Annotated in this window: 13 protein-coding genes; 3 read left to right on the top strand and 10 right to left on the bottom strand. The window is 41.0% G+C overall.

Annotation, left to right across the window (positions count from 1 at the left end; translation table 11 throughout):
• Nucleotides 1-40: 40 nt before the first annotated feature.
• From F3741_08650 to F3741_08680, 7 genes are all read right to left on the bottom strand, one after another.
• Nucleotides 41-1,699 (bottom strand): arginine--tRNA ligase, encoded by a 1,659-nt coding sequence (locus F3741_08650; protein ID MZG30859.1) that lies wholly within the window; start codon nucleotides 1,697-1,699, stop codon nucleotides 41-43.
• A 70-nt stretch (nucleotides 1,700-1,769) separates the two neighbouring features.
• The gene (locus F3741_08655; GenBank protein ID MZG30860.1) at nucleotides 1,770-2,084 is read right to left on the bottom strand and encodes a hypothetical protein; all 315 of its coding nucleotides are present in this window, start codon (nucleotides 2,082-2,084) and stop codon (nucleotides 1,770-1,772) included.
• Between the two features lie 111 nt (nucleotides 2,085-2,195).
• Nucleotides 2,196-2,948 (bottom strand): hypothetical protein, encoded by a 753-nt coding sequence (locus F3741_08660; GenBank protein MZG30861.1) that lies wholly within the window; start codon nucleotides 2,946-2,948, stop codon nucleotides 2,196-2,198.
• Between the two features lie 24 nt (nucleotides 2,949-2,972).
• Nucleotides 2,973-3,554 carry a TlpA family protein disulfide reductase gene (locus F3741_08665; GenBank protein ID MZG30862.1) on the bottom strand — a complete coding sequence of 194 codons (582 nt, stop codon included), beginning with the start codon at nucleotides 3,552-3,554 and terminating at the stop codon, nucleotides 2,973-2,975.
• Between the two features lie 10 nt (nucleotides 3,555-3,564).
• Nucleotides 3,565-3,840 carry a cytochrome c gene (locus F3741_08670; protein MZG30863.1) on the bottom strand — a complete coding sequence of 92 codons (276 nt, stop codon included), beginning with the start codon at nucleotides 3,838-3,840 and terminating at the stop codon, nucleotides 3,565-3,567.
• Nucleotides 3,841-3,842: 2 nt separating this feature from the next.
• Complete coding sequence (locus F3741_08675) at nucleotides 3,843-4,985, bottom strand: transporter (GenBank protein ID MZG30864.1); 1,143 nt, start codon at nucleotides 4,983-4,985, stop codon at nucleotides 3,843-3,845.
• Between the two features lie 113 nt (nucleotides 4,986-5,098).
• A complete protein-coding gene (locus F3741_08680; GenBank protein ID MZG30865.1) occupies nucleotides 5,099-5,548 on the bottom strand; it encodes a hypothetical protein in 450 nt (149 codons plus the stop codon).
• A gap of 292 nt (nucleotides 5,549-5,840) precedes the next feature.
• On the opposite strand from F3741_08680, the gene F3741_08685 reads away from it, so the two are divergent.
• Nucleotides 5,841-6,479, top strand: coding sequence for a uracil-DNA glycosylase (locus F3741_08685; protein ID MZG30866.1), 639 nt, complete (start codon nucleotides 5,841-5,843; stop codon nucleotides 6,477-6,479).
• Nucleotides 6,480-6,828: 349 nt separating this feature from the next.
• On the opposite strand, the gene F3741_08690 is transcribed toward F3741_08685, so the two are convergent.
• Nucleotides 6,829-7,314 carry a TlpA family protein disulfide reductase gene (locus F3741_08690; protein MZG30867.1) on the bottom strand — a complete coding sequence of 162 codons (486 nt, stop codon included), beginning with the start codon at nucleotides 7,312-7,314 and terminating at the stop codon, nucleotides 6,829-6,831.
• Nucleotides 7,315-7,780: 466 nt separating this feature from the next.
• Between F3741_08690 and F3741_08695 the strand changes: the two genes are divergently transcribed.
• Together F3741_08695 and F3741_08700 are read left to right on the top strand one after the other, a co-directional pair.
• Entirely contained in the window at nucleotides 7,781-8,632 is an 852-nt protein-coding gene (locus tag F3741_08695) for a carboxypeptidase-like regulatory domain-containing protein (protein ID MZG30868.1), read from the top strand.
• Nucleotides 8,526-10,535, top strand: coding sequence for a c-type cytochrome (locus F3741_08700; GenBank protein MZG30869.1), 2,010 nt, complete (start codon nucleotides 8,526-8,528; stop codon nucleotides 10,533-10,535). The genes F3741_08695 and F3741_08700 overlap by 107 nt, the downstream gene beginning before the upstream one ends.
• Before the next feature lie 127 nt (nucleotides 10,536-10,662).
• On the opposite strand, the gene F3741_08705 is transcribed toward F3741_08700, so the two are convergent.
• On the bottom strand, nucleotides 10,663-11,055 hold the full coding sequence (locus F3741_08705; protein MZG30870.1) for an FKBP-type peptidyl-prolyl cis-trans isomerase: 393 nt from the start codon (nucleotides 11,053-11,055) through the stop codon (nucleotides 10,663-10,665).
• A gap of 230 nt (nucleotides 11,056-11,285) precedes the next feature.
• Nucleotides 11,286-11,981, bottom strand: a 696-nt coding sequence (locus F3741_08710; GenBank protein MZG30871.1) for a carboxypeptidase regulatory-like domain-containing protein, incomplete at its 5' end; no start/stop codon positions are given.

An 11,981-nucleotide genomic window follows, 5' to 3' on the forward strand; every position in this document is an offset into this window, starting at 1 on the left:
ATGCTTACCTATTCTATTAATTCTGTCCTACGCCTAATGGCTACATTTTTTCTGGAGATGATATCCCCATCAACTCGAAACCATTTCGAATGGTGATACGCAATGCATCCAGAAGAAACAATCTTGCCAGTGTTAACGGTTTATCATCAGAAATAACTCGATGTCTGCTGTAATAACCATGAAATCGTGAAACAAGATCCAGCAGATAATGAGAGATTCGGTGCACTTCCAAAGCCTGTGCGCTTTTTTCCACAACCTCTGGAAATGCCAATATCGCCCGGATCATCGCGAACTCCTCTTCATCCTTTAAAGGAGTGAGGTCTGTATTGGATGACCTGTCCCACACCACACCTTTTTCTTCAGCGGTTCGAAATATACTGCAGATTCGGGCATGTGCGTACTGAATATAAAATACAGGATTATCCGGTGTTTCCTTTTTAGCCAACTCAAGATCAAAATCCAAATGCGTGTCTGAACTACGCATCAGGAAAAAATAACGGGCCGCATCAACCCCAACTTCACTCACAACATCTGCCAACGTTTCAAACTCACCTGACCGGGTAGACATAGAAACTTTTTCACCTGCCCGTAAAAGGCTGACAAACTGTACAAGAAGAATCTTGAATATTTTTTTATCATACCCCATTGCCTCAAGCACCGCCTCCATGCGAGGAACATAGCCATGGTGGTCAGCACCCATAAGGTTTATGAGTTTTTTAAATCCACGGTTAATCTTGTTTTGATGGTAGGCAATGTCTGAGCAAAAATAGGTTCTTTCTCCAGTTTGCTTTACAATCACCCTGTCTTTATCATCATTGAAAGCTGATGACTTCAACCACACGGCACCATCTTTTTCGTAGATGTGACCTTTACCCTGCAACCAATCAATGGCTTTCTCTACCGACTTATCCTCGTAAAGGGATGCTTCACTAAACCAGTTGTCAAAACCAACCCGAAAATCAGTCAGATCTTTTTCAATTCCCTTAAGAATATTATCTTTCGCGAACTGCCTGAAAAAAGGGACACATTCCTCTTCCGGCATGTTTGAAAATTCATCACCTTTTTTCTCAAATACTTCACGTGCAATTTCCTTAATGTAGTCGCCTCGATAATGGTCTTCAGGAAATTCAATGGTCTCTCCAAGCAATTCACGGTATCGCAACCAGGTAGAGCGACCTAAGAAGTTCATTTGGTTTCCCACATCGTTCACGTAATATTCAGTGCTTAAATTATATCCGGCTTTTTTCAAAATTCTTGCCAGAGAATCTCCGACAGCAGCACCTCTGCCATGACCAACATGCAAGGGGCCAGTGGGGTTTGCACTGACAAACTCAATCAAAACCTTTGTACCTTGCCCCGCATCAGACCTGCCAAAGTCTTTTCCCAAAGAAACAGCATTTCTCAATCGCTCAAGAAAAAACTCAGGAGACATTTTTATATTGATGAAACCAGGTCCCGCGACTTCTACCTGACTTAGATCACCATTTTCAAGATAACGAGTAACACTTTCAGCTATCACTTTGGGGCTTTTTCGCTCGCTCCTTGCCATCGTCATTGCAACGTTGGTTGAAAAATCTCCCATCTTCTCGTCCTTGGGTTTTTCAACCACAATTTCGGGAAACGTGGCTAACTCAAGTTCACCTGCCTGCCGGGCTTTTTCCAAAGCATTATTAATAATCTGTTTGATCTCGTTTTTCATTCAGGCTTTAACTAATTCCGTAGTGAACAATAGGGGAAAACAGGGGTAAGACAATAGGCAGGCAACAGGGTTAATCTTTCCTGTTGCGAACAGCTTCCACTTCTTTTTCCATTTCTTCTTCCAGTGCTTGCTTATCCAGTCTATATCGCTCTTCTAGTTCTGCTTTTTTAGCTTCAATTTCTTCAGGGGGCACGCGGTCCGACAACCGGCGGACTTTGTCTTGAGAACTCACATCACAGTCAGCAATCTTTGCAGCATATTCTTTTCGAATTTCTGCAATTTCCTGTTTTTGTTTTTTAGTAAGCTTTTTCTGGTTTTTAAGCTCAGGGGCCATCTTGTCAGAGCGTTCCAAACTAAGTTCCCAGGCACTTTTTAATCCCGACATATCCATCCTCAAAGAAGTATTAACTTATTAATTATAAAGGAATAATCATGGAGACTCAATAGTCATTGGAATAAAGTACTTAAGTGCTCGATAAAGTCGGGATTATTTTTACTACTGTGAGTTTAGAACAGGTTTAAAGTTGGATAATTTTAAAACATAAGATTGCAACACTGTATCTTCCCGTTTGATGGTCTGGTCAATTCGATGAACCCACCAAATCCCACTGGCTTTTTTATATTTATAACGTGTGGTCTTAGAATACTCACTTCCATCTACTTCAAACCGGGAACGGCTTTCAGAAATCGCCAGCTTGCCTCCCAACTTTGAATAACTGAACTCTCCCTGCACATTTTCAGGTTCACGAGATTGTTTGAATCGCAATCTGCTAATGAGCCATCTTTTTGTATCCACCAAGAGTTTGTAGTGTTGATCTGAAGCTGTTTGAGTGAATTTTAAGACAAGGTTTTTGTTGGACAGAGTATCTACCTTACCTGAAAACCGTGAAAACTTTTGCTGTAGTGTGAGAGGGATGATCGGTTCACTAAACTGACTGATTTGAGCTGTCAATTCCTGCTCCCTGTCTTTTGAGATATGCGATTGTCCTTTTGCCAACTCAAAGCGTCCCAATCCTTTTCGAGCTCCATCCTTCCATACAAAGTTAAAGTCAGGGTTGCGCAGAAATTTTCTGGAACTTGAAGTTACGTCCAGTTGTTCCCATTGAACTTGAACAGTAAGGATACTTAATCCCTGCTTTTGGGGATAATAATAATTCTGGTCTAAACGAGAGAGTACAGACTCAATAGACTGGCCCCAGGCAGGACTTATGAGCAGAATCATAAGAACAGGGGCAAACAGAAATTGCATTATAGGCATGCGATTGGTGATAACCTAATTCGCACTCATAGATAAACGTTCCACTGGAGGAAGGTCTTTTATAAAGCCATCTCCTTTTAAGGATATAAAAAGATCCTGTGAGTCTGGGCTGTCCCAGGTTCGGGCACCTGAAGCATAGCCCCGGATTTTACCCTCGGCATCAATCAGGTAGCTGGTGGGCAAACCCATGACATGGTATTTCTTCCTGACTTTCTGATCTTGATCCAGAAGCACAGGAAAAGTCAGTTTATTGCTCTTAACATATTCCTGAATTCGGTCTTCATTCCACCGGTCAATGGAAACAGCAACGACTTCAACCCCGTCTAAGGTCGAGTAAAGCTTCTGCATGGAAGCCATCTCTTCAATACATGCCCCGCACCAGGTAGCCCAGAAGTTAAGTAAAACAACATTCCCCTTAAAATCTGATAGCTTGACATTCTGCCCCTTCAGATTCCTGACCATAAATTCAGGTGCCTGCTGGGAAGTTTTTGGTGGCACCACCCCCATCTTATCAAAAGAAGAATGTTCCGCATAAGCCGTTGCATGCACCACCATGAATAACAAAACTATTTGCAATGACATTTTGATGGGTTTCATAATCACTTCCTCAATTTGCATTTTTGTGTAAGTAGTCCCGAATCAGCTTTTTTTCCTGAACCGGAAAATCAATATTTCTTTCCTGCATAAACCCTTCCATCATGACCAAAAGATGGTCCCACTGTTCCGGATTATGCCTTGTGGGAGCCGGTAAACCATGACACATGGTGCATCTTTCCTGGAAAAGCCTGGCACCGGGGCTCTCCGGATCGGGGATCGTTTGTGTCCCGGCGCAACCCCCCAGAAATAACGAAGCAAAAACTATCAACAACAATCCGATCCGCACTATTAAAATCCAAGTGCTTTGGGTGGATTAAACCCTTTATAACGTCTACTGTTCTTTGTTGGAACTTCGAGGTAATAACTGAACTGAACCATCCAGTTATCCGCCATTTGCGGTCCATTCAAATCCTGATGAATGGGCACGCTTGCTGTCACTTCCATTATATGCAATGGGATGGGCTGAAATTGAACACCCAAACCAACATGTACCTTATGCCCCCCGTAATTGTTAGGGTCAAACAAAGGACTGATGTAACCTCTATTGTTGTTCAAGTTAGCACGACCCGCTCCCGAGTTTCTTTGATCATCAGCCTCACCACTATAGGTGCCCTCATACCAGCCATTCAACTGCGCGTGAACAACTACCTTGTCATGAACCTGCTTCATGGCATAAAGGTCATATCTCAACTCCTGGGCCCGGTGATATCCCTGGCTGTTATCATAAAGATGGGTTTCCAATTGGGTATTTAATCCCCACCAGAAAGGATCTCGCGACCCCTGGTAGGTAAAACCTATAATAGGATCAACAGTACCGCTCCCCAATTGCATTTTGTAAGGAAGTAGAGTGCCATTAAAAGTATCATTAGAGTGGTTTGTGAACTTCCTGTCGATGGCGCCGGTAGGCAGTGACAAACCAAACAAAACCGACATCTGATTTGTTGGAACCAGATTATCATTGGCATAAGCACGGTATTTACCAAGCAGGGTAATATCCCCAATACCACCGGAAGTCATCACAAAGTTATTTCCATTATTTAAATCCATATGCATGGTGTTTTCTATGTAATTGACCATTCCCATCATGGCAAAATTATCTGAGAAAGAATAAGCAGCACCAAACATGGTCATATACATCTGCATAGAAGTGGGCAGAGCAGGATAAGTGGTTCCGTTGACATTCTGACCCCCTAAGAGGTCATCATTCGAGATGTCATCGGTTCCATCACGAAGCGGCCCCATCTCCATAATCATCTGGCTGACCTTGAAGCGGAATTCCTTAGGTTCCGGTATGCCACCACCAAAAATATTTAGCGGCATATTGCCCCCACAATGGGCGCAGCATAACCCCACATAAGCCTGAGCCGCAGACACCCAAACCATCATTATTAAACCAAGGAACAATAAAACTTTTCGTTTAAGCATGAACATCCTCCAAAAAAAAGAGTCTGAAATAAAGGAAAAATTAGTGAACAGGCTGACAGGAAAAACGGAGACCACACTCATACAGAGCATATCTCCTAAACTTCAAACCTGCCTAAATGTCAAACGAGTTGTGGAGGGTGATCAATAGATCGAGGAAGATTTTGCTTTTTAAAATAAACAAAGCCTATTAACTTTTCGCAAAACTGTATTGGAATGAAATCTTCTTGCTTATTAACTTTAAAAAAATCAAAACCTAAAGAAGAACCTGAAGAGTTGGCAGAACCTGGGTGGCTGCCACAATCAGAACGAAACTCATAATTATTGTTAGTCTCTCTAAAACCTTTATGAGGACACGGGGTATTATTAATATGCTGGTGCATTTTTAGACTACAATGCAATGGCTTTACACTATCAAGCTTTTCAAAAGGGGAAACTACATCAGAATGATGGTGATGTGCAGAACCAGCATATGCCAAAGAAGTCCAAAACAGGGTTGCAACAAGCAACAAAAACACCTGAAAGCACTTGGTTTTTATCCTAAGGTCCATAATAACAAAAAATACACCCATTTAATATGTTTAGGTCATTAAAACCCATTTAACTCGTAAATTCAAATATAAATCAATAAGTTGACAAGTTGCACTTTAAGAGCTCTTATCTCATAAATCCTACAGCCAACTTTCAACCTTAGACAAACACTTATAAATAGATATTTTTAAACGATTTTTATTCCAGAAAACTGAAGCTCTTTAGGGTTTGTGTTATTTTTAGCTGTTTGTTATTCTGGCACTTGATATGGAAACACCTAAAAGAGAGCCCCTGATAAGAGAGTTAAAAAACTATCTCATCCACTTAAAAGACATGGGATATTCAGAAATCCCCTGTGAAACAGATTTATCCATCGATATAGGCCAGGCTTCAACCAACAAAATGGCAAATAATAAGTCCCTGACTGCAGTTCAAAAAGAGCTGGGAGACTGCACCCGATGCAAACTTTCAAGCACCAGGAAGAAGATTGTATTTGGTTCGGGAAACCCAAATGCAGACCTTGTTTTTGTCGGAGAAGGTCCCGGAGCTGATGAAGACGAACAGGGTCTCCCTTTTGTTGGCAGGGCCGGGAAAAAGCTGACGGAGATCATCGAAAAGGGAATGGGGCTGAGCCGGGAACAAGACACCTATATCTGCAATATTGTCAAATGCCGTCCACCCGGAAACCGTGATCCGGAACCAGAAGAAATTGAAGCCTGCAATCCTTTTCTGGTCCAACAACTGAAGGCCATAAAACCAAAAGTCATTGTCGCGCTCGGCAAACCAGCATCGTCAACACTTTTGGGGAGGAATGTGCCCATCACCAAGGAAAGAGGAACCTGGCACGAGTACGCAGGTATCAAGCTAATGCTAACATTTCATCCCTCTTATTTGATTCGATTTTATACTTTGGAAAATCGCCGGGCTGTGCACGAAGATATGAAAAAAGTTTTAAAAGAGTTGAAGAGGTAAACTTTTGGCAAGGAAAACTTAGTCGCATCCTTAAAAAATATAACTATAGCAGTAACAACCTTCCTTTTCCTAAAATCACTGATAACCTGCCTAGCTCCTTATATAGAGGGGTAAGGCCCTACACGAACTTTATGCCACTTAGAGATTTCACCCATAATCACAAAAGGTGTCTAGCCCTTCTTTTTAATGCTTGATATAAAGGCCTTGGCACTCTGCTCTTCACCGAAGGAATCCAACTAAACGACCCAGACCGAAGCTATGGAAGATCATGGAAACACCAAAAAGCAAAATACAACTCCCAATAAAAAAGAAAATGTTTGTCGACTTTGAGTTAAAGTGTGTTTCTCCATCAAAGCATTTTTTTTATGTAGGGAACTAATTGATCAGCACCAACAGCCGCAGCCCGTGCATTTAAAATGCCTTTTTGATCAATGATTAAAACGGTTGGCATGTCTCTCTGGGAATAAGACTGGTAGACCGATTTAACCGGGTCTATTAGATATGGGAACTGCACCTTTTCTGGAAATTTACTGAGGTATTTTGCTACGGCTTCCCTGGAATCTCCATTAGTATTGATCCCCAACACCACAACTTCACCTTTATCAAATTGATTTCTGACCTTATTAAACTCCATGGCCTGGTTCATACAGGGCACGCAGATATGGAACATTCCTATTACAACAACCTTACCCTTAAAATCCGACAATGACACTTGCTGTCCTTCCATGGATTTCAAGGAAAATCCAGGAGCCGTGTCTCCCGTTGAAGGTGCTCCGGCAAAAGCAGGAACTACCGTTAAAACCATTATCAAAAATAAAAGAATTGTTTTTCGCATGATACACTCCATTTCATGGAATATTTAGCAGGGAAAACTGCTCTTAAAATAGGGATAATTTTCATCTCTATCTCCATTTTAGATCAGGCAAAACTATTTTGAAAGGGATTTAAAAGTGGTAAAAAATCCACCTTGTTCGAGTGAAAACTCTCCCTTGACTTGCTAAGAATTTTATACTAAAAATCAGGTGTAATCCTTTAGTTCTCTTAGGCTTTAATCTAAGATTTTTGTTCGATTCTTAAAGTTTTGATAAAAACCTTACCATTAGAGATGAGTCCTTATATCACTCAATATTTCAATAGGTTAAGTTCACTGCTAACAATCGGATTTAGACTTGGAAAAAACTTATAAATAAAAAATCGAATGCAGGCTTTTATAAAATCTCGCTTACTTCTCAAATGATATAATTATAAGTATTAGATAGATCCCTTCAAGCTGATAACTTTTTGAAATGAGGGTTTTAAGAATGAAAAAAAAATTGCTCCAAGTTTTGGTTACCCTATCTACCCTAATCTCCTTTTCTTTTCAGGCCATGGCCTATCAGGAAATAAATGTGCAGAACGGAGGAACAATAAAGGGTAATGCCAAGTTGACTGGTAAAATGCCATTTCCTCGAGTATATCACTTGATTCTGTTTCCAAATATTGATATGTGCGCTGAGGTTGATACTGACGATGAAATGAATAGGGTCCTTGATGATTTTAAAATCTCAGCTGATAGGGGACTAAAAGATGTGGTCATATCCCTGGAGCATGTTGAAGCAGGAAAACCTTTCGATAAAGAGCCTATTAATATACTTTCTGAAAACTGCAAATTTTTCCCAGATGTAAGCCTTATTCGACAGGGAGAAACATTTACAGTAGATAATCAAGACGCTGTAATGCACAACAGCCAGGTATACCAGAAGGAACGAGGTAAGATTATTTTAAACATCCCCATTCCTGCAGAGGAAGTTACTGAGGGGAAAGTAACTTTTAAAAAGAATTTCAAAATCATGCAAATGATTTGTGGAATGCATGAATTCATGCAAACCTGGGGGTATAGAGTACAAAACCCCTATTACTTTAAAACTGATGAAAATGGAAACTTCAATATAGGCGATATCCCACCTGGTGAATATGTGGTCAATGCCTGGCACTACCTGATGAAACCGCAAAAAAAGAAAATAAAAATTGCCGCCGGTGAAATAATTGATTTGAGTTTTCAGTTTGATGGTGATGCAGTTGAGCGGCCTTTCTACGAAACAATCAAATCAGGACGAATCAAGAAAGATGCGGTCATTCCAGGAACCGCAAAAGGTAAAGAATTGGGGCGCTAGTTTGAAGTTAACAATACAACCCGATTTTACAATCAGGTATGGTGCGGCCTTTCTATGCCTTTATTTGTCGTTGGTAATTTCAATTCCTGTATGGGGGTTTAGCCCGCCGCCTTCTGAGGATATCCCCAAAAGCTTTGACTATAAAGGTAAGTCCGTAAAACTTAAAAACCTGACCAATCCCTTCAAAAATGAACCTGAAGTCATTAAAAAGGGAGGTACTTTATACACAAAACATTGTTTCTTCTGCCATGGAGATTTACTTGATGGCAACGGGATTTTTGGAAAGAGTTTTTTTCCACCACCTGCCGACTTCACCCGGCTAGACTCCATCCTCTCTCGACCTCAGGCTTACACCTTCTGGCGTATTATGAAAGGAGGCCAGGGACTTCCGGAAAAATATGAGCCATGGAATTCAGCCATGCCAGCCTGGGAGGGCACTCTAAGCGAAAAAGATGCCTGGAAAATCATAACCTACATTTATGAAACTGCCAGTCAAAGGCATGCCAAGCCTGGCAAACAAAGCCCACCATCTCTAGAAAGGGGGAAGCAGGTTTATCTGGATAAATGTGCTTATTGCCATGGTGAAAAGGGCAAGGGTGATGGTCCTGCGGCAGATTATTCTATGCCACAACCGAGAAACCTGACTAAGGGACATATAAAGATACGCTCCACGCCGTTCGGGAAAATTCCAACCGATGCTGATCTTATGAATGTCATCAACAACGGGTTACGGAGTACAACCATGCCCGGCTGGAAACACCTTCCAGAAAACGACCGTAAGAGTCTTTTGATATTTATAAAATCTCTTTCTAAAAAGTTTGCTAAATTCAAAAAAAAGGGAAAAAAACACAAGATAACTAAAGTAGGCAAAGCACCTCCCTTATCCCCGGACAGTATTGAACGGGGTAAAGACCTTTTTATGACTCAGTGCTCCGGTTGTCACGGCGTAGAAGGCAGAGGTGATGGTGTGACCACACGCCGTATTGTGGACTTTTCATCCAGCGCTATCTGGCCAAGAAACCTGAGTCAACCTTGGACGTTCAGGCGTGGCAGTACCCGAAAGGATATTTTTAAGACCCTGCGCACGGGGTTATCCACCAGTGCCATGCCAAAATTTTCTGAAAGAATTTTTAAAAATGATCAAATTTGGGATATCGTAAATTTCGTCACGACTCTTGCGCTTCCTACTCAGCCAAAAATGAAAAGCCCCATTCATGCAAAAAAAGTGAGTGGAGAAATTTCGAACGATCTTAACGATCCCATTTGGCAAGAAACGAAAGCCAGCTTTATTCCTCTTGGAGGTCAACTACAGTCAAAACCAAAATCCTATTTCCCAACGATTCGTAATATTACTGTACGAGCTGTTCATAATAATAAAGAAGTCGCCCTGTACATTAATTGGGATGACCCATCCCTTGATCCAGCACTTAAAGAGTTTACAGAAGTTAAAGAGTCTCCTGCCCCGCCTTTACCAGATTATATGAAGGGACAAGAACCTGATGAACCACTCGAGCCTATTGTTCCAGAGTTTCCAGATGCTATTGCTGTGCAGTTTCCATCAGACCTTGATACTCAAACACCTTATTTTCTAAATGGCGATACCGATAATCAGGTTAATCTCTGGAAGTGGTCTACTGACACCAATGAAGCCGTAGAAATACATGCTAATGGATTAGATGGACTCGTTTACCAGGAGGAGTCGGCAGTCAAAGCCAAGGCCAGTTTCAGCTTTGGCAGATATTCACTGATTTTAAAACGAGCCTTCAAGGAAGATGAAGGGGATATTGAATTCCTCACTGGAATACCAATCCCCATAGCTTTCAACGCCTGGGATGGATACCAGGAAGAAACCGGGAATAAAAAATCAGTCTCAAGCTGGTTCAAACTCTTACTCGAAGAATAAGAGGCTAACAGCCGGTAGCAAAGAGTGAATTTTTTTCATACCTACTTATTTCTATATGAGGAAAGACTCACCTTCCAAGATATTTTCATTCGTAAATTTTTATTAACCGAATGAAATATCATGTTGGTTAGTGTACATCAATCAACTCAACATCAAAAATCAAAGTAGCATTGGGTGGGATAACACCCCCAGCACCACGTGCACCATAACCCATAGACGGAGGTATAATAAGGGTTCGTTTGCCACCTACCATCATGCCCTTCACACCTTTATCCCAACCCTTTATCACTCTGCCGGCACCTAATGGAAATGTGAAATTGCCCGGACGATCACGTGAACTATCAAATTTTTTACCTTTAAGAGATTCAGCAGAGCCATCGTAAAGCCATCCTGTATAATGAACACTCACCATCTTACCAGCAACTGCTTCCTTACCAGCTCCTTTTTTCACATCAATTATTTTAAAATTCTCACTAGCAATACAAACATTGACCGATATAATTAGACAAAAAGAAAACATACATAGTCTAATCAAATTTTTCATTACATTCATTTTAATCTCATAAAAAATTATTAATTTTACAACTGAAACATTATAACGAGTTTAAGAGGTGAAGATTACCAATTGAAGAATTAAAAAAATACGACATATTACTGATCCAACTATTTGATATCTAGTAAACCCTAAATTCAAGCAAAAAAAAACAGCATCGGAACGAAAGTTCCGATGCTGTAATTTTTTAATGATACTTACTTGGCGGTCAACGTGAAATCAGCTTTCGCTGCGCCACCAGATACTGTTACCTCTGCAGTAGATTCTCCAACATACGGCTGCCATGCAGTTACTTTATACTTTCCGTCAGGAACACCATCAATGGTGAAAGATCCATCAGCACCCGTTATCGCGTAATAAGGATTCCATACTATACGAGCATCAGCTTCCATGAAATTATGTTGGTCACACTGTAAGAAAAAGTGCTTATCTTTCTTTTGTTTTAATCGGGCAATACTCTTAGTAACATCCGCAACATCACCTTTACTCGGCAAAGGCTTATTGAAAAGGGTCTTGCGGTTAGCGCCTTTAACAGAATATCCGTGTGGGTTATGTAAAATACCATCGTCCTGATTAATTACTTTTACCACACCACCTGATTTTTTCTCAGCTTTAGTGGGCTTTCGAATCACACCCATTTTTTGTTTGATATCACATTTATCAAAATCAAAAACAAATTTACCGGCATCACCCCAAGGTTTACCTGTTTCAATATTCTCTATGAATACCACGGCATTTTGAAGTTTACCACCAGCTGCTGCAACTTTCACACGTGGTCGAATTCCATCCTTGGCGTCAGGATGTGTAGAACAAAACTCAACATTCTTGCCCTTAGACAAGTCTTCCATAATCGGAGCCATAGGCTCACCTTTCAACGAAACAGTTCCTGTGAT

The organism is Nitrospinota bacterium, from assembly GCA_009873635.1.
In the GTDB taxonomy this organism is placed as follows: domain Bacteria; phylum Nitrospinota; class Nitrospinia; order Nitrospinales; family VA-1; genus LS-NOB.

Coding starts and splice junctions, on each gene's coding strand:
- F3741_08655 (MZG30860.1), bottom strand. CDS start 2,084: ATGTCGGGATTAAAAAGTGCCTGGGAACTTAGTTTGGAACGCTCTGAC.
- F3741_08690 (MZG30867.1), bottom strand. CDS start 7,314: ATGCGAAAAACAATTCTTTTATTTTTGATAATGGTTTTAACGGTAGTT.
- F3741_08705 (MZG30870.1), bottom strand. CDS start 11,055: ATGTTTTCTTTTTGTCTAATTATATCGGTCAATGTTTGTATTGCTAGT.
- F3741_08660 (MZG30861.1), bottom strand. CDS start 2,948: ATGCAATTTCTGTTTGCCCCTGTTCTTATGATTCTGCTCATAAGTCCT.
- F3741_08700 (MZG30869.1), top strand. CDS start 8,526: ATGGTGATGCAGTTGAGCGGCCTTTCTACGAAACAATCAAATCAGGAC.
- F3741_08695 (MZG30868.1), top strand. CDS start 7,781: ATGAAAAAAAAATTGCTCCAAGTTTTGGTTACCCTATCTACCCTAATC.
- F3741_08665 (MZG30862.1), bottom strand. CDS start 3,554: ATGAAACCCATCAAAATGTCATTGCAAATAGTTTTGTTATTCATGGTG.
- F3741_08650 (MZG30859.1), bottom strand. CDS start 1,699: ATGAAAAACGAGATCAAACAGATTATTAATAATGCTTTGGAAAAAGCC.
- F3741_08685 (MZG30866.1), top strand. CDS start 5,841: ATGGGATATTCAGAAATCCCCTGTGAAACAGATTTATCCATCGATATA.
- F3741_08680 (MZG30865.1), bottom strand. CDS start 5,548: ATGGGTGTATTTTTTGTTATTATGGACCTTAGGATAAAAACCAAGTGC.
- F3741_08675 (MZG30864.1), bottom strand. CDS start 4,985: ATGTTCATGCTTAAACGAAAAGTTTTATTGTTCCTTGGTTTAATAATG.